General features: G+C 68.1%; 20 protein-coding genes. 10 read left to right on the top strand and 10 right to left on the bottom strand.

Annotation, left to right across the window (positions count from 1 at the left end; translation table 11 throughout):
* Positions 1-134: 134 nt before the first annotated feature.
* The 5 genes from urtE to urtA form a co-directional block, all read right to left on the bottom strand.
* A complete protein-coding gene (gene urtE / locus BMZ19_RS14725; RefSeq protein ID WP_090312127.1) occupies positions 135-833 on the bottom strand; it encodes an urea ABC transporter ATP-binding subunit UrtE in 699 nt (232 codons plus the stop codon).
* Between the two features lie 127 nt (positions 834-960).
* Positions 961-1,776: an urea ABC transporter ATP-binding protein UrtD gene (gene urtD / locus BMZ19_RS14720; RefSeq protein WP_244517247.1), complete on the bottom strand. Its 816-nt coding sequence runs from the start codon at positions 1,774-1,776 to the stop codon at positions 961-963.
* A complete protein-coding gene (gene urtC, locus BMZ19_RS14715; protein WP_090312209.1) occupies positions 1,773-2,858 on the bottom strand; it encodes an urea ABC transporter permease subunit UrtC in 1,086 nt (361 codons plus the stop codon). The genes urtD and urtC overlap by 4 nt, the downstream gene beginning before the upstream one ends.
* Before the next feature lie 20 nt (positions 2,859-2,878).
* Complete coding sequence (urtB, locus tag BMZ19_RS14710; RefSeq protein WP_090312126.1) at positions 2,879-4,447, bottom strand: urea ABC transporter permease subunit UrtB; 1,569 nt, start codon at positions 4,445-4,447, stop codon at positions 2,879-2,881.
* A gap of 124 nt (positions 4,448-4,571) precedes the next feature.
* Entirely contained in the window at positions 4,572-5,840 is a 1,269-nt protein-coding gene (gene urtA / locus BMZ19_RS14705; protein WP_090312124.1) for an urea ABC transporter substrate-binding protein, read from the bottom strand.
* A gap of 284 nt (positions 5,841-6,124) precedes the next feature.
* Between urtA and BMZ19_RS14700 the strand changes: the two genes are divergently transcribed.
* From BMZ19_RS14700 to ureG, 10 genes are read left to right on the top strand one after another with little or no spacing between them, the layout of a single operon-like run.
* On the top strand, positions 6,125-9,517 hold the full coding sequence (locus BMZ19_RS14700; RefSeq protein ID WP_244517246.1) for a hybrid sensor histidine kinase/response regulator: 3,393 nt from the start codon (positions 6,125-6,127) through the stop codon (positions 9,515-9,517).
* Positions 9,514-10,176, top strand: coding sequence for a response regulator (locus BMZ19_RS14695; RefSeq protein ID WP_090312121.1), 663 nt, complete (start codon positions 9,514-9,516; stop codon positions 10,174-10,176). Before BMZ19_RS14700 ends, BMZ19_RS14695 begins: the two co-directional genes overlap by 4 nt.
* Positions 10,176-10,994 (top strand): urease accessory protein UreD, encoded by an 819-nt coding sequence (locus tag BMZ19_RS14690; protein ID WP_090312119.1) that lies wholly within the window; start codon positions 10,176-10,178, stop codon positions 10,992-10,994. Before BMZ19_RS14695 ends, BMZ19_RS14690 begins: the two co-directional genes overlap by 1 nt.
* 9 nt (positions 10,995-11,003) lie before the next feature.
* Entirely contained in the window at positions 11,004-11,306 is a 303-nt protein-coding gene (locus BMZ19_RS14685; protein ID WP_090312117.1) for an urease subunit gamma, read from the top strand.
* A 14-nt stretch (positions 11,307-11,320) separates the two neighbouring features.
* Positions 11,321-11,638, top strand: coding sequence for an urease subunit beta (locus BMZ19_RS14680; RefSeq protein WP_090312116.1), 318 nt, complete (start codon positions 11,321-11,323; stop codon positions 11,636-11,638).
* Positions 11,635-13,338, top strand: coding sequence for an urease subunit alpha (ureC, locus tag BMZ19_RS14675; RefSeq protein WP_090312115.1), 1,704 nt, complete (start codon positions 11,635-11,637; stop codon positions 13,336-13,338). The genes BMZ19_RS14680 and ureC overlap by 4 nt, the downstream gene beginning before the upstream one ends.
* Positions 13,339-13,364: 26 nt before the next feature.
* Positions 13,365-13,856: an urease accessory protein UreE gene (gene ureE, locus BMZ19_RS14670; protein WP_090312207.1), complete on the top strand. Its 492-nt coding sequence runs from the start codon at positions 13,365-13,367 to the stop codon at positions 13,854-13,856.
* Positions 13,857-13,878: 22 nt separating this feature from the next.
* Positions 13,879-14,061, top strand: a complete 183-nt coding sequence (locus BMZ19_RS14665) for a hypothetical protein (RefSeq protein ID WP_090312113.1) — start codon at positions 13,879-13,881, stop codon at positions 14,059-14,061.
* A gap of 11 nt (positions 14,062-14,072) precedes the next feature.
* Entirely contained in the window at positions 14,073-14,747 is a 675-nt protein-coding gene (locus BMZ19_RS14660) for an urease accessory protein UreF (protein WP_090312111.1), read from the top strand.
* A 12-nt stretch (positions 14,748-14,759) separates the two neighbouring features.
* On the top strand, positions 14,760-15,386 hold the full coding sequence (gene ureG / locus BMZ19_RS14655; protein WP_090312109.1) for an urease accessory protein UreG: 627 nt from the start codon (positions 14,760-14,762) through the stop codon (positions 15,384-15,386).
* A gap of 72 nt (positions 15,387-15,458) precedes the next feature.
* Here ureG and BMZ19_RS14650 read toward each other — a convergent pair whose 3' ends face one another.
* The 5 genes from BMZ19_RS14650 to BMZ19_RS14630 form a co-directional block, all read right to left on the bottom strand.
* Positions 15,459-16,406 (bottom strand): DMT family transporter, encoded by a 948-nt coding sequence (locus BMZ19_RS14650; protein ID WP_090312107.1) that lies wholly within the window; start codon positions 16,404-16,406, stop codon positions 15,459-15,461.
* A 120-nt stretch (positions 16,407-16,526) separates the two neighbouring features.
* Positions 16,527-17,324, bottom strand: a complete 798-nt coding sequence (locus BMZ19_RS14645; RefSeq protein ID WP_090312105.1) for an amino acid ABC transporter ATP-binding protein — start codon at positions 17,322-17,324, stop codon at positions 16,527-16,529.
* Between the two features lie 10 nt (positions 17,325-17,334).
* The gene (locus tag BMZ19_RS14640) at positions 17,335-17,994 is read right to left on the bottom strand and encodes an amino acid ABC transporter permease (protein ID WP_090312104.1); all 660 of its coding nucleotides are present in this window, start codon (positions 17,992-17,994) and stop codon (positions 17,335-17,337) included.
* Between the two features lie 10 nt (positions 17,995-18,004).
* Positions 18,005-18,655: an amino acid ABC transporter permease gene (locus tag BMZ19_RS14635; RefSeq protein WP_090312102.1), complete on the bottom strand. Its 651-nt coding sequence runs from the start codon at positions 18,653-18,655 to the stop codon at positions 18,005-18,007.
* Between the two features lie 31 nt (positions 18,656-18,686).
* Positions 18,687-19,538: a transporter substrate-binding domain-containing protein gene (locus BMZ19_RS14630; RefSeq protein WP_090312100.1), complete on the bottom strand. Its 852-nt coding sequence runs from the start codon at positions 19,536-19,538 to the stop codon at positions 18,687-18,689.
* Between the last annotated feature and the right edge of the window lie 60 nt (positions 19,539-19,598).

Below are 19,598 nucleotides of genomic sequence, written 5' to 3'. Positions count from 1 at the left end.
TCTGGGTTAGTGGACTGTAGAGGATGGCCTCCTCTCGCTCTTCAGCCGCACCGTGCGTGTCTGAGCGTGCATCAAGAATGAGCTCTGGATCGGCTCTCAGTCGGAGCACTTGCCCAAGACAGGTGGCAGCGAACTCAGATCGCCACCAGCCCACGCACCCCGTCGGCCTCCATGGTTTCCCCGCGCCCCTGCTGGATGATTTCGCCGCGCGACATGACCAGGTACTGGTCGGCCAGTTCGGCGGCGAAGTCGTAGAACTGCTCGACCAGCAGGATGGCCATGTCGCCGCGTTCGGCGAGCTTCTTGATCACCGCGCCGATCTCCTTGATCACCGAGGGCTGGATGCCTTCGGTGGGTTCGTCGAGGATCAGCAGGCGCGGGCGGCTAGCCAGGGCGCGGCCGATGGCCAGCTGTTGCTGCTGGCCGCCGGAGAGGTCGCCGCCGCGGCGGTGCTTCATCTCGCGCAGTACCGGGAACAGCTCGTAGATGGACTCGGGCACCGCCTTCGCCTCGCTGGCGCTGAACCGCGACAGCCCCATCAGCAGATTTTCCTCGACGGTCAGCCGGCCGAATATGTCGCGGCCCTGCGGCACGTAGGCGATGCCGGCGTGCACGCGCTGGTGCGGCTTGTGGCCGGTGATGTCGGCGTCTTCCCAGTACACCTTGCCGTCCTTGGCCGGGATCAGCCCCATCAGGCATTTGAGCAGGGTGGTCTTGCCCACTCCGTTGCGGCCGAGCAGGCAGGTGACCTCGCCGATTTTCGCCTCGAACGACAGGCCGCGCAGGATGTGGCTGCCGCCGTAGTACTGGTGGAGTTGCTGGACTTGCAGCATGGGTTTGTCCTCTTGCAGGGGGACGCCGGAGCGTCCCCGGCTGGGTTCCCACGCCGGAGCGTGGGAGCCATCGACTGTCTGTTGGTGCGTGGTGGACAAGGCTGCGCCGTTGTCCACCTTGCGGGGCTCAACGCCCCAGGTAAACCTCGATCACCCGCTCGTTGGCCTGCACCTGCTCCAGCGAGCCTTCGGCCAGTACGTGGCCCTGGTGCAGTACGGTGACGTGGTCGGCGATGGCGTCGACGAAGCCCATGTCGTGCTCGACCACCATCAGCGAGTGCTTGCGCGCCAGCGACTTGAACAGCTCGGCGGTGAACTCGGTCTCGGCATCGGTCATCCCCGCCACCGGCTCGTCGAGCAGCAGCAGGTGCGGCTCCTGCATCAACAGCATGCCGATCTCGAGGAACTGCTTCTGGCCGTGGGAGAGCAGGCCGGCCGGGCGCTGACGCGAGCCTTCCAGGCGGATGGTGGCGAGCACCTCGTCGATGCGGTCGCGCTGCGCGCCGGACAGGCGCGCCCGCAGGCTGGCCAGTACCGACTTGTCGGTCTTCTGCGCCAGTTCGAGGTTCTCGAACACGCTCAGCGCCTCGAACACCGTCGGCTTCTGGAACTTGCGGCCGATGCCGGCCTGGGCGATCTGCACCTCGCTCATGCGGGTTAGGTCGAGCTGCTCGCCGAACCAGGCTTCGCCACTGTCCGGGCGGGTCTTGCCGGTGATCACGTCCATCATGGTGGTCTTGCCGGCGCCGTTGGGGCCGATGATGCAGCGCAGCTCGCCGACGCCGATGTACAGGTTGAGGTCGGTCAGCGCCTTGAAGCCGTCGAAACTGACGTTGATCCCCTCCAGGGTGAGGATGGTGCCGTGGCGCACGTTGACGCCCTTGCCGACCAGATGGCCGGTATCCAGTGGCAGGTCGGCCTGGTGGGTGGTGGCGGCATTCATTGCTCTTTCTCCTTACGCAGCAGGCCGATCACGCCCTTGGGCAGGTACAGGGTGATGACGATGAACAGGGCCCCGAGGAAGAACAGCCAGTATTCCGGGAAGGCCACGGTGAACCAGCTTTTCATGCCGTTGACCAGCCCGGCGCCGAGCAGTGGGCCGATCAGGGTGCCGCGCCCGCCGAGGGCCACCCATACGGCGGCTTCGATGGAGTTAGTCGGCGACATCTCGCTGGGGTTGATGATGCCCACCAGCGGCACGTAGAGCGCCCCGGCCAGGCCGCACAGCACGGCACTGAGCACCCAGATGAACAGTTTGTAGCCGCGCGGGTCGTAGCCGCAGAACATCAAGCGGTTCTCGGCGTCGCGCAGCGCGGTGAGCACCCGGCCGAACTTGCTGCGCGCCAGGCGCAGGCCCAGGTACAGGCTGCCGGCCAGCAGCGCGACGATGCACAGGAACAGCACGGCGCGGGTGCCGGTGGCGGTGATGTCGAAGCCGAGGATGCTGCGAAAACTGGTGAAGCCGTTGTTGCCGCCGAAGCCGGTCTCGTTGCGGAAGAACAGCAGCATGCCGGCGAAGGTCAGTGACTGGGTCATGATCGAGAAGTACACGCCCTTGATCCGCGAGCGGAAGGCGAAGAAGCCGAACACCAGGGCGAGCAGGCCGGGGGCCAGCACCACCAGGCACAGGGTCCAGAGGAAGCTGGATGTGCCGTACCAGTACCAGGGCAACTCGGTCCAGGACAGGAAGGTCATGAACGCCGGCAGGCCGTCGCCCGCGCTTTCGCGCATCAGATACATGCCCATGGCGTAACCGCCGAGGGCGAAGAACAGACCGTGGCCCAGCGACAGCATTCCGGCGTAGCCCCACACCAGGTCGAGGGCCAGGGCGACCACCGCGTAGCAGAGGATCTTGCCGACCAGGGTCAGGGTGTAGGCCGAGACGTGCAGGGCGCTGTCTGCCGGCAGCAGGTGCAGAAGCGGCAGGGCGACCAGCACGGCGAGCACCAGCAAACCGAGGCCCAGCGACGCGCGCGGGCCGAGCTTGCCAGCGGCACGTGCCAGCAGGCTGTTATTGAGAGGCATGGGATTCATGGGCATGTTCATCAGTCGATCACCCGGCCCTTGAGGGCAAACAGGCCCTGCGGACGCTTCTGGATGAAGAGAATGATCAGCGCGAGGATGAGGATCTTGCCCAGCACGGCGCCGATCTGCGGTTCGAGGAGCTTGTTGGCGATACCCAGGCCCGAGGCGGCCATCACCGTACCGGCCAGCTGGCCGACGCCGCCGAGCACCACCACCAGGAAGGAGTCGATGATGTAGCTCTGGCCGAGGTCCGGGCCGACGTTGCCGATCTGCGAAAGGGCCACGCCGCCCAGGCCGGCGATGCCGGAGCCGAGGCCGAAGGCCAGCATGTCCACCCGCCCGGTCGGCACGCCGCAGCAGGCGGCCATGTTGCGGTTCTGGGTGACGGCGCGCACGTTGAGGCCCAGGCGGGTCCGGTTGAGCAGCAGCCAGGTCAGTACCACCACGAACAGGGCGAAGCCGATGATCGCCAGGCGGCTGTACGGCAGCACCAGATTGGGCAGCAGCTGCAGGCCGCCGGACAGCCAGGACGGGTTGGCCACCTCGACGTTCTGTGCGCCGAACAGCACGCGCACCGCCTGGATCAGGATCAGGCTGATGCCCCAGGTGGCCAGCAGGGTTTCCAGCGGACGGCCGTACAGGTGGCGGATAACCGTGCGCTCGAGGGCCATGCCGATGGCGGCGGTGACCAGGAAGGCCACCGGCAGGGCGGCCAGCGGGTAGAGGTCAAGGTAACCAGGGGCGAATTTCTGAAAGGCACCCTGCACCAGCCAGGTGGTATAGGCGCCGAGCATCAGCATCTCGCCGTGGGCCATGTTGATCACCCCGAGCAGGCCGAAGGTGATCGCCAGGCCAAGGGCGGCGAGCAGCAGAATCGAGCCGAGCGACAGACCGCTGAACGCCTGGCCGAGCAGCTCGCCGAGCAGCAGGCGGCGCTCCACCTGGCTGAGGCTGGTCTGCGCGGCCTTGCGCACCCGGGAGTCGCTTTCCGCGCTGGCCAGCAGGGCCTCGAGGCGGGTGCGCGCCAGCGGCTCGCCGCTCTCGCCGAGCAGGCGCACGGCGGCCAGGCGTACCGCCGGGTCACTGTCGACCAGCTGCAGGTTGGCCAGCGCCAGCGCCAGGGCGTCGCGCACGGCCTTGTCGTCTTCCGCAGCCAGGCGTGCGTCGAGCAGGGCGAGCTGCGCCGGTTTGGCGCTCTTCTGCAGTTGTCGGGCGGCGGCCAGTCGTACGGTCGAATCCTGGTCTAGCAGTTGGTGGCTGGCCTGGGTGGTGGCGAGCAGACCGCGTAGGCGGTTGTTCAGGCGCAGCTTCTTCGGTATGCCCTGCGGCTGGGCAGCGTCTTCGACGGCGACGTAGCGGCCGTCCTGTTCGATGAATGGCTGTTTGGCGATGTCGCCGACCAGGCGACCGTTCTGCAGGGCGTCGAGCAGCGGCAGGCGGGCGGGATCGGGCGCGGCAGCCCAACTTTCCAGCAGCTGGGCTTGGCGCGCGGGGCTGGCGGCGACGAAATCGGCGGCGTCGCCGGCATGGCTGGTCAGTGGCAGCAGGAGCGCCAATGACAGCAGCATTCGGTAGAGGAGGGTAGGCATGCGCGAATCCTTGGGTGTGCAGCGGTAGCTCCCTCTTCCATGAGGGGAAGAGGCTGGGGAGAGGGCGCGACGTTCGCACCCTCTCCCCCGGCCCCTCTCCCGCACGTGGGAGAGGGGAGCTTCGTTAGTTGCCCTTCACCGCGTAGTCGGCCTTCTTGTCGTTGCCGGGGATGAACGGGCTCCACGGTTGGGCGCGCAGCGGGCCTTCGGTCTGCCAGACCACCGAGAACTGGCCGTCCTCCTGGACCTCGCCGATCATCACCGGCTTGTGCAGGTGGTGGTTGGTCTTGTCCATGGTCAGGGTGTAGCCGGACGGCGCCTCGAAGCTCTGCCCGGCCAGCGCCTCGCGCACCTTGTCGACGGAGGTCGAGCCGGCCTTCTCGACCGCCTGCGCCCACATGTGGATGCCGACGTAGGTGGCCTCCATCGGGTCGTTGGTCACCGCCTTGGCGGCTCCCGGCAGGTTCTTGGCCTTGGCGTAAGCCTGCCACTTGTTGACGAACTCGCTGTTGGCCGGGTTCTCCAGCGACTGGAAGTAGTTCCACGCGGCGAGGTGGCCGACCAGCGGCTTGGTGTCGATGCCGCGCAATTCCTCCTCGCCCACCGAGAAGGCCACTACCGGCACGTCGGTGGCGGCTATGCCCTGGCTGGCCAGTTCCTTGTAGAACGGCACGTTGGAGTCGCCGTTGACGGTGGAGATAACCGCGGTCTTGCCGCCGGCGGAGAACTTCTTGATGTTGGCGACGATGGTCTGGTAATCGCTGTGGCCGAACGGGGTGTAGACCTCCTCGATGTCCTTGTCGGCCACACCCTTGGATTTGAGGTAGGCGCGCAGGATCTTGTTGGTGGTGCGCGGGTAGACGTAGTCGGTGCCGAGCAGGAAGAAGCGCTGGGCGCTGCCACCGTCCTCGCTCATCAGGTACTCGACCGCCGGGATGGCCTGCTGGTTGGGCGCCGCGCCGGTGTAGAACACGTTCGGCGACAGCTCCTCGCCCTCGTACTGCACCGGGTAGAACAGCAGGCCGTTGAGCTCCTCGAACACCGGCAGCACCGATTTGCGCGACACCGAAGTCCAGCAGCCGAACACCACGTCGACCTTGTCCTGGGTCAGCAGCTGGCGTGCCTTCTCGGCAAACAGCGGCCAGTTGGAGGCCGGGTCGACCACCACTGCCTCGAGCTGCTTGCCGTTCACCCCGCCCTTGGCGTTGATCTCCTCGATGGTCATCAGCGCCATGTCCTTGAGCGAGGTCTCGGAGATGGCCATGGTCCCGGACAACGAGTGCAGGATGCCGACCTTGATGGTCTCGGCGGCCTGCACGGTGAAGGGGAACAGGCCGCTGAGCATCAGGGCGCTGGCGGCGAAGGCGGACTTGAGCAGGGGACGGCGTTTCATGCGGCGAATCTCCGGTGCGGATTGGATGGGTCACAGCATGGTCCGCGCGCCGCCCGGGGCGTTATACGCAGGCTGACGTAGACGCCTACGTCATCTGACGTATCCAGTTGCTGCGCCGCACTGGTGCATCCTTTGCACCCATGAAGAGAGCATGGTGCACATCCCACCCGCATCGACTGGCAAGGCCCGCAATAGAAGGCCTGCAGTCTGCACGACCAGGCCCCGCAACGGGGCGTGGCGCGCTCCTTGCATGTGCACGGCATCTTTTACAGGAAGCCCCCGCCGTGCACGCCAACGGACCCCAGCGCATCGTCAACATCCGCCGCGACTACAACGGCTGGGTCGCCGACGAGACGCGGGAAGACTACGCCCTGCGCTACACGCCCAAATCCTTTCGCAAGTGGTCGGAGGGGCGCATCGCCAACACTGCCCTCGGCACCCTGTCGTTCCTGGTGCTGGAGGCGATCGGCGCCACCCTGGTGCTCAACTACGGTTTCACCAACAGCCTGTGGGCGATCCTCGCCATGAGCCTGGTGATCTTCCTCACCGGCCTGCCGATCAGCTACTACGCAGCGCGTCACGGCATCGACATGGACCTGCTGACCCGCGCTGCCGGCTTCGGCTACATCGGCTCGACCATCACCTCGCTGATCTACGCCAGCTTCACCTTCCTGTTCTTCGCCCTCGAGGCGGCGGTGATGGCGGTGGCGCTGCAGATGTACTTCGCCATTCCGCTGAGCCTCGCCTACGTGGTCAGCGCCCTGGTGGTCATCCCGCTGGCGATGTACGGCATCACCCGGATCAGCCGCCTGCAGGCCTGGACCCAGCCGCTGTGGCTGGTCCTGCTGCTGGTTCCCTACGTCGCCGTGCTGCTCGCCCATCCGCAGCTGCCCGGCGAGCTGGCGAGCTTCGCCGGCAATCGTGCCGACAATGGCTTCGACCTGCAGTCCTTCGGCCTGGCCTGCACCCTGGTGCTGGCACTGGTGACGCAGATCGGCGAGCAGGTCGACTATCTGCGCTTCCTGCCCGAGAAGACCGCCGCCAACCGCGGACGCTGGTGGGCGGCGCTGCTGCTGGCCGGCCCCGGCTGGATCGTCCCCGGCGCGCTGAAGATGCTCGGCGGCGCGCTGCTCGCTGTGCTCGCCCTGCAGCACGGGGTGAGTGCCGAACATGCCGACGAGCCGGCGCAGCTGTACCGGGTGGCCTGGGAGCAGGTGTTCGCCGACCCGCGCTGGGCGATGGCCGCCATGGTGCTGCTGGTGGTGGTGTCGCAGGTGAAGATCAACGTCACCAACGCCTACGCCGGCTCGCTGGCCTGGTCGAACTTCTTCGCCCGCGTCACCCACAGCCACCCGGGGCGAGTGGTATGGCTGGTGTTCAACGTCGGCATCGCCCTGATGCTGATGCTGCTGGGCGTGGCCGAAACCATCGAGCAGGTGCTCGGCCTGTACGCCAACGTCGCTATCGCTTGGATCGGCGCCATGGTCGCCGACCTGGTGATCAACAAGCCGCTGGGCCTGTCGCCACGGCTGATCGAGTTCAAGCGCGCCTACCTGCATGACATCAACCCGGTCGGCGTCGGCGCCATGCTGCTCGCCTCGCTGCTGTCGATCATTGCCTATGCCGGCCTGTTCGGCGCGCTGGCCCAGGCCCTGGCGCCGCTGATCGCCCTCGGTACCGCGCTGCTCGCCGCGCCGCTGCTGGCCTGGCTGACCAAAGGGCGCTACTACATCGCCCGCGCCCACCAGCCGGAGCTGCTGCACCCGCTCCGCCAGCAGGGCAAGGTCGAGTGCGGGGTGTGCGGCAACGCCTATGAGGAACCCGACATGGCCTTCTGCCCGGCCTACGCCGCGCCGATCTGCTCGCTGTGCTGCTCGCTGGATGCCCGTTGCGGCGACCAGTGCAAGCCGCGCGTGCCGCTGCACCAGCGTCTGGAAAGCTGGCTCGGCCGCCTGCTGCCCGGCGTCGCCGTGCCGCGCCTGCATACCCGCCTGCTGCACTACCTGCTGGTGTTCGGTCTGATGAGCGTCCTGCTTGCCGGCGCTCTGGCGCTGGTCTACGGCCAGGTCGCCCATGGTTTGGCCGCCGACGCGGCGCAGCCCCTGCAGCAGGGCTTCCTCAAGGCGTTCTTCATCCTCGCCCTGTTCATCGGCGTGCTGGCCTGGTGGGTAGTGCTCAACCGCGAGAGCCGCCGTGTCGCGCTGGAGGAGTCGAACCGCCAGACCCGCCTACTGATCGAGGAGATCGACGCCCACCGCGAGACTGACGTCCAACTGCAGAAGGCCAAGGAGGCCGCCGAGGCGGCCAGCGCGGCGAAGAGCCGCTACGTCACCGGCCTATCCCACGAGCTGCGTACCCCGCTCAACAGCATCCTCGGCTACACCCAGATCCTGCGTCGCGACAGCGGCCTGGCCGAGCGCCAGCAGGACGCCCTCGCCACCATCCACCGCAGCGGCGCGCATCTGCTGTCGCTGATCGACGGCCTGCTCGACGTGGCGCGGATCGAGGCCGGCAAGCTCAACCTGGAGCCGTGCGAGATCGACTTCGCCGAGTTCGTCGACCAGCTCGGCAAGATGTGCGCTCTGCAGGCCGCCGAGAAGGGCCTGGCCTTCCGCCTGGAGCGCAGCGTCGGCCTGCCGGCGGTGGTACGCGGCGACGAGAAGCGCCTGCGCCAGATCCTCATCAACCTGCTTGGCAACGCCGTACGCTACACCGAGCAGGGCAGCGTCACCCTGCGCGTCGGCTACCTTCGCCAGACCGCCACCTTCGAGATCCTCGACACCGGAATCGGCATGGCCGCCGAGCAGCTCGAACGGCTGTTCCAGCCGTTCGAGCGCGGCGATACGGCGCGCCAGGACCACGGCCTGGGTCTCGGCCTGACCATCGCGCGCATGCTCAGCGTGCTGATGGGCGGCGAGCTGACGGTGAGCAGCGAGCCGGGGCAGGGCAGCCGCTTCCAGCTGCGCCTGTACCTACCGGCGGTGCGCGTGCCGCAGGCGCTGCTGGCCGAGGAGCACGACATCGTCGGCTACCGCGGCCCGCGCCGGCGCATCCTGGTGGTCGACGACCATCTGGAGCACCGCAAGGTGCTGGCCGGCCTGCTCGAACCGCTGGGCTTCGACATCGCCATGGCCGCCAGAGGCCAGCAGGCGCTGAGCCAGGTGTCGCTGCTCAACCCCGACCTGATCCTCATGGACCTGTCGATGCCGCAGATGGACGGCTGGCAGACCAGCCGGCTGATCCGCCAGTCGGTCGGCTCGCCGGCGCCGATCATCGTGGTCTCCGCCAACGCCTTCGCCGACGAGGGCGAGCGCCGCCTCGATCCCGCCTGCAACGACTATCTGGCCAAGCCGGTGCACGGCCCGGCGCTGCTGGAGAAGATCCGTTTACACCTCGGACTCGACTGGCTGCGCCGCGAAAGCGCCGAGCCGGTGCCGCCCGCATCCCTCGACCTGCCGGCGCAAGCGCTGGCCGAGCTGGGCGAACTGGCTGCACTCGGTTACGTGCGCGGCGTGATCGAGCGCCTCGACCGCCTGGAGCAGGAGGAGCCGGGCTGCGCGCCGGCCATCGAGCGCCTGCGTGGCCTGGCCCGGCGCTTCCAGCTCGACGAACTGGCGCGCTGCCTGGCCCAGGCCACTCCGCGCACCGCGCAATCCCCGCTGGAGTCTTCGCCATGAATCTTGTCGAGCGTGCCGATCAGGGCATCGTGCTGATCGTCGACGACCTGCCGGACAATCTGGCGCTGCTCTCCGACGCCCTAGAGCAGGCCGGCCACATGGTGCTGGTGGCCCTCGACGGCGCCACCGCGCTGGAGCGCATGCAGCGCCTCAAGCCCGACATCGTCCTGCTCGATGCGCTGATGCCAGGCATCGACGGCTTCGAGACCTGCCGGCGGATTAAGGCCCGCGCCGAGTTCGAGGACGTGCCGGTGCTGTTCATGACCGCGCTGACCGAGAGCGAGCACGTGCTGGAGGGCTTCGCCGCCGGTGGCGTCGACTACGTGACCAAGCCGATCCACCCCGAGCAGGTGCTGGCCCGCGTCGCCTCGCACTTGCGCACCGCCCGCGCGCTGCGCGAGGCCCGCGAGGCCGCGCAGCAGGCGCCGGATGCCGAGGAGGTGCGCGCCGCGCTGGCCCACCGCTACCAGCTCACCGGGCGCGAGGTGGAGGTGCTGGAGTGGGTGGCCTGCGGCAAGACCAACCGCGACATCGGCGAGATCCTCGGCCTCAGCCCGCGCACGGTGAACAAGCATCTGGAGCACGTCTACGTGAAGCTCGGCGTGGAAACCCGCACTGCCGCCGCGGCGCTGGCCATTGCCATGGGAGTGGCACGCTGATGCAGGCGATTCTCGACCCTGATGCCGGCTGGCGCGCCGAGCTGGCGCTGCGCTTCGAACGCCGCGGCCCGCGCACCGTGCTGGCCGGGCGCCGCCACCACGGCCCGCTGACCGTGCAGCGGCCGTTCTATCCGGAAGGCGCGCCCTGTCACATCTACCTGCTGCACCCGCCCGGCGGGGTGGTCGGCGGCGACCGGCTGGCCCTGGACATCGCCCTGGAGCCCGGCAGCCACGCGCTGCTGACCATGCCCGGTGCCACCAAGTTCTACCGCAGCGCCGGCCCCACCTCACGGCTGGTGCAACGCTTCCGCCTCGCCGAGGACAGCGTGCTGGAGTGGCTGCCGCAGGACAGCATATTCTTCCCCGGCGCCCGCGTGGCGCTGGAAAGCCGCTTCGACCTGGCACCCGGCGCGCGCCTGCTGGCCTGGGAAAGCCTGTGCCTGGGCCGCCCGGTGATGGGCGAGCGCTTCGAGCACGGCGCGCTGGACAGCCGCCTGCAGCTCGATCTGGCCGGCGAACCTCTGCTGCACGAGCGCCTGCGCATCTCGGACGGGCGCCTGAGCAAGCTGGCCGGCTACCCGCTGGTCGCCACCTTCTGCGCCGCGCCGGCCGACGAGTCCCTGCTCGAACTGGCGCGCGCCATTCTCGACCCGCTTCCCGTCCCAGCCGGCGCGACCCTGCTGGACTCCCTGCTGGTGGTCCGTCTGCTTGATGACGACAACCAGCGTCTGCAATCCACCCTGCAGCGGCTGTGGCACGCGCTGCGCCCGGCCGTAGTCGGCCTGGCGCCGTGCCCGCCGCGCATCTGGGCCACCTGAGAGAGAGCCATGGAGCTGACCCCGAGAGAGAAAGACAAGCTGCTGCTGTTCACCGCCGCGCTGCTGGCCGAGCGCCGCCTGGCCCGCGGCCTGCAGCTCAACTACCCGGAAGCCGTCGCGCTGATCAGCGCCGCGGTGCTGGAGGGCGCCCGCGACGGGCGCACGGTGGCAGAACTGATGGAGGCGGGCCGCCAGGTGCTCAGCCGCGAGCAGGTCATGGACGGCGTGGCGGAGATGATCCCCGACGTGCAGGTTGAGGCGACCTTTCCCGACGGCACCAAGCTGGTGACCGTGCACAACCCGATCATCTGAGGCGGAGCGAAGTCATGATTCCCGGAGAAACCCAGGTCGCCGCCGGCGACATCGAGCTGAACGCGGGCCGCGAGCGGGTGACGCTGACCGTGGCCAACCACGGCGACCGGCCGGTGCAGGTCGGCTCGCACTACCACTTCTACGAGGTCAACCCGGCGTTGGTGTTCGAGCGTGAGCAGGCTCGTGGCTTCCGCCTCGACATCGCCGCCGGCACCGCCGTGCGCTTCGAGCCGGGTCAGGCGCGTACCGTCACCCTGGTGGCGCTGGCCGGCAGGCGCGAGGTGTGGGGCTTTCGTGGCGCGGTGATGGGCAAACTGGAGGGCAAGGCATGAGCCGCATTTCCCGACAGGCCTATGCCGACATGTTCGGCCCCACCGTCGGCGACCGCGTGCGCCTGGCCGACACCGAGCTGTGGGTGCACGTCGAGCAGGACTTCACGATCTACGGCGAGGAAGTGAAGTTCGGCGGCGGCAAGGTGATCCGCGACGGCATGGGCCAGGGCCAGATGCTCGCCGCCGATTGCGTCGATCTGGTGCTGACCAACGCGCTGATCATCGACCACTGGGGCATCGTCAAGGCCGACATCGGCGTGAAGAACGGCCGCATCACCGCCATCGGCAAGGCCGGCAACCCGGACATCCAGCCCGGCGTGACCATCCCGGTCGGCCCGGCCACCGAGGTGATCGCCGCCGAAGGCAAGATCGTCACCGCCGGCGGCATCGACTCGCACATCCACTTCATCTGCCCGCAGCAGGCCGAGGAGGCGCTGACCTCCGGCGTCACCACCTTCATCGGCGGCGGCACCGGCCCGGCCACCGGCACCAACGCCACCACCTGCACCTCCGGCCCCTGGTACATCGCGCGCATGCTGCAGGCCGTCGACAGCCTGCCGGTCAACGTCGGCCTGCTCGGCAAGGGCAACGTCTCGCAGCCCGCGGCGCTGCGCGAGCAGATCGCCGCCGGCGCGGTCGGCCTCAAGCTGCACGAGGACTGGGGCTCGACCCCGGCGGCCATCGACTGCTGCCTGGGTGTGGCCGAGGAGACCGACACCCAGGTGGCGATCCACACCGACACTCTCAACGAGTCCGGCTTCGTCGAGGACACCCTGGCCGCCATCGGTGATCGCACCATCCACACCTTCCACACCGAAGGGGCCGGCGGCGGCCATGCGCCGGACATCATCACCGCCTGCGCCCACGCCAACGTGCTGCCGTCGTCGACCAACCCGACGCTGCCCTACACCATCAACACGGTGGATGAGCACCTCGACATGCTTATGGTCTGCCACCACCTCGACCCGAGCATCGCCGAGGACGTCGCCTTCGCCGAGTCGCGCATCCGCCGCGAGACCATCGCCGCCGAGGACATCCTCCACGACATCGGCGCCTTCTCGATGACCTCGTCGGATTCGCAGGCCATGGGCCGGGTCGGCGAGGTGGTGCTGCGCACCTGGCAGGTGGCGCACAAGATGAAGCTGCAGCGCGGCCCGCTGGCGCAGGACTCGGCGTACAGCGACAACTTCCGGGTCAAGCGCTACATCGCCAAGTACACCATCAACCCGGCGTTGTCCCACGGCATCGCCCACGAGGTCGGCTCCGTCGAGGTCGGCAAGCTGGCCGACCTGGTGCTGTGGTCGCCGGCGTTCTTCGGCGTCAAGCCGGCGCTGGTGGTCAAGGGCGGCATGATCGCCACCGCGCCGATGGGCGACATCAATGGCTCCATTCCCACCCCGCAGCCGGTGCACTACCGGCCGATGTTCGGTGCCATCGGCGCGGCGCGGCATGCCACGCGCATGACCTTCCTGTCGCAGGCGGCCATCGCCGCCGGGGTGCCCGGCCAGCTGGGGCTGGCCAGCCTGGTCGGCGAGGTGCGCGGCTGCCGCACGGTGCGCAAGACCGACATGATCCACAACGGCCATCTGCCGCAGATCGAAGTCGATTCGCAGACCTACCAGGTGCGCGCCGACGGCGAGCTGCTGGTCTGCGAACCGGCCGAGTCGCTGCCGATGGCGCAGCGTTACTTTCTGTTTTAAGAACCCTTTTCTGATCCGGGATGACCATGATCCGACTGACCCGACGCCTGAGCACAGGCACCCCGACCGCCAGCGTGACCCTGCCCATCGACAGCCGGATCAAGAGCCGGCTGCGCGTCACCCTCGACGACGGCCGCGACGCCGGCCTGTTCCTCGAACGCGGCCAGCTGCTACGCGGCGGCGAACTGCTCGGTGACGACGAGGGCGGCGAAGTGGTGCAGGTGATCGCCGCCGCCGAGACGGTGTCCACCATGCACTGCAGCGATCCGCTGCAACTGGCCCGCGCCTGCTACCACCTGGGCAACCGCCACGTGCCGCTGCAGATCGGCGCCGGCTTCGTGCGCTACCAGCACGATCATGTGCTCGACGACATGCTGCGCGGCTTCGGCCTCGAAGTGCAGCTCGAACAGGCTCCTTTCGAGCCGGAAGCCGGCGCCTACCAGAGCGGCGGCCACTCCCATTCCCACAGCCTCGACGCGCATCCCTTCGTGCGTGCGCCCGGCCAGCACGCCCACTGAATTCACTCCGGAGATAAACCCCATGAAGAAGATCCTGAGCCTTGCCCTGATGCTGTCCAGCCTGCCGGCCTTCGCCCATGTCGGCCACGCCCATACCAGCGAGCACGGTATCCTGCACCACCTGCTCGGCACCGACCAGATGGTCATGGGCATCGCCATCGTGCTGGTGGCCGGCCTGGCCTACTGGCTGCGCCCGCGCTGGTGACGGTGCCGGCGATGCACGCCGACCTGCAACTGCTGCGCCTGCTGCAGCTTTCCAGCTCCAGCCTGCCGGTGGGTGGCTACACCTACTCGCAGGGCCTGGAGTGGGCGGTGGAGGCCGGCTGGCTGCGCGGCGCCGAGGGCTTCGCCGCCTGGCAGCGCGCGCAGATCGAGGAGACCCTGGTCCACCTCGACTGGCCGTTGCTGGCCCGCCTGTATCGCGCCAGCGAAGCCGGAGACGCCGAAGCCTTCCGCCGCTGGAGCCGGCTGCTCTTGGCCAGCCGCGAGACCCGCGAGCTGCGCCTCGAGGAGCGTCAGCGCGGCCAGGCCTTCGCCCGCCTGCTGGGCGGCTGGCAGCTCGGCCAGCACCCGGACTGGCAGGACAGCATCGCCCTGACCCAGCTTGGCGGCATGGCCTGGCTCGCCGTGCACTGGCAGATCCCGCTGCGCTCGCTAGCGCTCGGCTACGCCTGGAGCTGGCTGGAGGGCGCGGTGATGGCCGGGGTCAAGCTGGTGCCCTTCGGCCAGCAAGCCGCGCAGAGCCTGCTGGCCGAGCTGTCCGTCGAGCTGCCGGCCGCGCTCGAACGCGCCCTGGCCGTCGAAGACGACGATATCGGCGCCGGCCTGCCACTGCAGGCCATCGCCTCTGCCTGCCACGAAACCCAGTATTCCCGACTGTTCCGCTCCTGAGGAAACCCCCCCATGCAAGACTACAAGCAACCCCTGCGCGTCGGTGTCGGCGGCCCGGTCGGCTCCGGCAAGACCGCGCTGCTGGAAGCCCTATGCAAGGCCATGCGCGACCGCTACCAGATCGCCGTGGTGACCAACGACATCTACACCAAGGAAGACCAGCGCATCCTCACCGAGGCCGGCGCCCTGGAGCCCGAGCGCATCGTCGGCGTGGAAACCGGCGGATGCCCGCATACCGCGATACGCGAGGACGCCTCGATGAACCTGGCGGCGGTGGAGGAGCTGGCACGCAAGTTCGGCAACCTCGAGGTGATCTTCGTGGAGAGCGGCGGCGACAACCTGTCCGCCACCTTCAGCCCGGAGCTGGCCGATCTGACCGTCTACGTCATCGACGTGGCCGAGGGCGAGAAGATCCCGCGCAAGGGCGGCCCAGGCATCACCAAGTCGGACTTTCTGGTGATCAACAAGATCGACCTGGCGCCCTACGTCGGCGCCTCGCTGGAAGTGATGGAGCGCGACACCAACCGCATGCGCCCTGAGCGCCCGTGGACCTTCAGCAACCTGAAGACCGGCCACGGTCTGCAGACGCTGATCGACTTCATCGTCGAGCGCGGCATGCTGGATGCGGCGCGATCCTGAGCCGCCACTGTGCGGAAACGCAAAGGCCGGCTTGGGAATCCAAACCGGCCTTTGCGTCTTGCAGGGCGGGCGTCAGCTGGCTGGGGCCGTGGCGGCCGGCTGGCTGTGCCGCGCCACCGAGGCGCACACGCCGCCTAGCAGCAGGACGATGGCGCCGGCCTCCAGCAGGGTGGGCAGGCGCTGCAGGTAGACGAAGCCATAGACCAGTGCGAATAGGGTCTCGAAGACGATCATCTGCCCCGACAGGGTCAGCGGCAGGCGGCGGGTGCTGGCGTTCCAGAAGGTGTAGCCCAGCCAGGAGGCGATCACGGCCAGCCCCAGGTTGAGCAGCCAGAAGGCCTGCCAGCGCTCGGCAGGCAGCTCCACCTGCACCGCAGCGAGGCCGAGCAGCTCGGCTACCAGCCAGATGCCGCCGGCCAGCAGGCCGGTGATCACACCGCTCAGCAGCGACCATTCGTTGCTGTTGAAGTGGGTCTGGCGCTTCAGGCAGCGTGCATTGTCGGTGGCGAAACAGCTCCAGCAGGCCAGCGCCAGCACTGCGTAGACCATGCCCTGCACCCGCTCGTCCAGAGGCTGGCTCTGCCCGCTGCCACCCAGCAGCGCCTCCAGGTTGATGCAGACGATGCCGACCAGCACCGCCAGCAGCGGCCAGAGCAGCCGGCGCAGGGCAGGGGCGTCGGCCTCGTTGCGCCCGAGCAGGGTGATGGTCAGCGGGAGCACACCGATCACCAGCGAGGTCGCCGCGATGCCGACCCGCTGCACAGCGGCGGCCAGCAGGACGAAGTAAACGATATTGCCGGTCAGCGACAGGCGGGTGAGCGCCAGCAAGTCCGCCAGGCTGAGCTTGCGCAGCAGACCGCGCGCCAGCGGCAGGCCGATCAGCAGGGCGATGACGCCGTACATGAGGAAGCGCCCGCAGCTGAGCAGCAGCGGCGAGAAGTCTGCGAGCAGCGCCGGGGAGAGGAACACCAGCCCCCAGGCGGCGCCGGCCAGGCTGCCGTAGAAAACACCTTGTTTCATGGTCTATCCAGAGGGCGCGGAGCCCGTGTGTCGGGTGGCGTATGGTCGCACGGAACCCGCCCGCGCCGCTGGCGCAGGAGGCAAGGTCGGGGTTGTGGAGCTCGGGTCAGGCAGCCTGGGTCAGGCCATGGCCAGGCTGCCCTGACGTTCGTTCCAGGAGGTTAGGAACTGCTGCAGGCGCGCGCTCTGCGGCGTATTGAACAGTTCACGGGGAGCGCCCTGCTCCTCGATGCGGCCCTCGGCGAGGAAGACCACCTTGTCCGAGACCCTGGCGGCGAAGCCCATCTCGTGGGTGACGATCGCCAGGGTCATGCCGGCATGGGCGAGGTCGCGGATGACGTTGAGTACCTCGCCGACCAGTTCCGGGTCGAGCGCCGAGGTGGGTTCGTCGAACAGCATGATGCTCGGCTGCATGGTCAGCGCACGGGCGATGGCCACCCGCTGCTGCTGGCCGCCGGACAGCTGGCCAGGGTAGCTGGCGGCTTTGTGGCCCATGCCGACGCGCTCCAGCTGTGCTTGGGCGCGCTCATAGGCTTCGGCCTTGCGCACGCCCTTGACCAGGCGCAGCGGCGCGGCGACGTTGTCCAGCACCCTCATGTGCGGCCACAGGTTGAACTGCTGGAACACCATGCAGACGTCGGTGAGCGACTCGCGGATCGTCTGTTCGGGCAGGCGGTAGGGTTCGCCGGTGACCGAGCTGCCGTAACCGATCATCCGACCGTTCACCAGAACTTCTCCGCCGGTGTACTCCTCGAGGAAGTTGACGCAGCGCAGCAGGGTGGACTTGCCAGAGCCGGAGCCACCGATGATGCTGACGACCTCGCCGGGGCGGATATCAAGGTCGATGCCCTTGAGGACATGGTGCGCGCCGTAGTGCTTGTGCAAGTTGCGGATCTCGATGGCGTAGGGTTGGGACATGGCGGGTTCCTCAGCGGCACTGATACTGGGTGAAGTGGCGTTCCAGGCGCGCCCCGGTGGCGGCCACGACAATGGCGATGGCCCAGTAGGCCAGGGCCAGCACTGCATAGGGTTCGAGCATGGAATAGCTCTGGGTGGCGATGGTCATCGCCACGTTGGTCAGTTCGGCCACGGTGATGATCGACAGCACTGAGGACTCCTTGACCAGGATCACCGTCTGGCCCACCAGCGGCGCCAGGCAGCGCGCCAGCATTTGCGGCCAGAGCACCACGCGGAAGGTCTGCCCCGGGCTCAGGCCGAGGTCGCGCGCGGACTCGATCTGGCCGCGCGGGATAGCCTCGCGCCCAGCCCGGAAGATCTCGGCGAAGTAGGCGGCGCCGTACAGCGCCAGGCCGACCAGGCCGACGCGTTCGGCACTCCACTCCAGGCCGATGTACGGGCCGCCGTAAAAGACCAGGAACAGCTGCACCAGCAGCGGCGTGCCGCGAAATAGCGCGACGTAGGCGTGGTACAGCGGCACCAGCCAGATTCCGCCGAGCTGGCGCAGACCGTGCAGCGCCAGGCCCAGCAGCAGGCCGAGGGAAATTCCGCCGGCACTCATCTTCACGGTCATCCAGACACCGGCGAGGATTGCCTCGCGGTGTTCGGCAAGCAGGTTGAAGTCGATCATGGCCAGTCTCTCAGGCGGTGCGCAGGCGGGATTCGAGCCAGCTGCCCAGGCGTCCGGTGCACAGGGTCACCAGCAGGTAGAGCAGCCCGGCCACGGCGAAGAACTCGATCGGGCGGTAGGTGGTGGAGGCGAGGGTCTGCGCGGTGCGCATCAGTTCGTGCACGGCCACCGCGGAGACCAGCGCGGAGTTCTTGATGATGTCGATGGTCTCGTTGGTCAGCGCCGGCAGCATGCTGCGCAGTACCTGGGGGATCTGCACGTGCAGCAGGGTCTGCAGCGGCGACAGGCCGAGGTCGCGCGCCGCTTCCAGTTGCCCCTTGGGCAGCATCTGGAATCCCGAGCGCAGGATCTCGCCCTGGAAGGCGGCGCTGTTGAGGGTCAGTGCCAGCACCGCGGCGGCCAACGGCGGCAGGCTGATACCTACCGCCGGCAGGGCGTAGAACACCAGGATCAGCTGCACCAGCAGCGGCGTGCCGCGGAAAAAGCTGACATAGACCGCACAGACGCGACGCAGCCAGGCTCGGTGGCCGGTCAGGCCCAGGCAGATCGCCCAGCCGAGCACCAGCCCCAGGGCGATGGCACTGAGCGAGACCAGCAGGGTGCTGGCCAGACCGACCAGCAGCTGCGGCAGGTGGGGAATGACGGCGGTGAAGTCGAACATGGTGTGGTCCCGTGCTGGCGATGGATGGCGATCAGTTGGCCGGGGCGGGCACCTGGTCGGCTGGCACCGGCATCTCGAAGCCGAACCACTTGCGCTGCAGCTCGGCCAGCTTGCCGCTCTGGTTCAGGCGGGCGATGCCGTCACTGAAGAACTGCACCAGCGAGGCGCAGTCGGCATCCTTGCGCCCGGCCCAGGCGTAGTAGGTGGCTGGACCGAAGGGCGGCTGGACGATCTCGAACACGTCGGCACGCTCCTTGACCAGCGGCGCCAGGTTGGGCAGCGACTGCACCACGGCATCGACGCGGCGCGAGGCGAGGGCGGCGTAGGCCTCGTTGTAGTCCATGAATGCCTTGATCTCCTTCACCCCGGCGCCGTGCTGCGGCTTGAGCACCTCGCTCTCGTAGGCCTTGAGTACCTCGATCTGCGGCGCGCCGGACTGGCTGCCGACCACCTTGCCGACCAGATCGCCGGCGCTGGCGATGCGCTCATCACCCCTGCGCTTGAGCACCGCCACGCTGGCGGTGGCGAACGGCACGGTGAAGGCGAAGCTCTCCGTGCGTGCCTGGGTAATGGTCAGCGATGTGGCGACGAAGTCGAAGCGCTGGCTGGACAGCCCCGGGAGGATGCCTTGGAACGGCACGTCGAGCTGTTTGAGCGTGACCCCCGGCAGCTCCTTCATGATCTCGTCGAGGATGTCCTTGCCGTAGCCGACGATCTTGCCGTTCTCCAGCATTTCAAAAGGCGCATAGCGCGCCTCGGTGGCGATCACGATCTCACCACGCTGCCTGATGTCGGCGAGCAGGTCGGCATGGGCAGTGGCGGCGTGCAGTGGCAGTAGGGCACCGAGCAGCAGGGGAGCAAACAGGGAGCGAAACGCTTTCATGGGACGGTCCTTCAAGGAGTTGGCGATGGCTCAAGCATGTTCAGTGCCGATTTCCCCCAC

This window comes from Pseudomonas linyingensis, from assembly GCF_900109175.1.
Classification (GTDB): Bacteria; Pseudomonadota; Gammaproteobacteria; order Pseudomonadales; family Pseudomonadaceae; genus Geopseudomonas; species Geopseudomonas linyingensis.
Note: the sequence above shows the minus strand (reverse complement) of the source record. Positions and strands in the feature narration are given on the sequence as shown.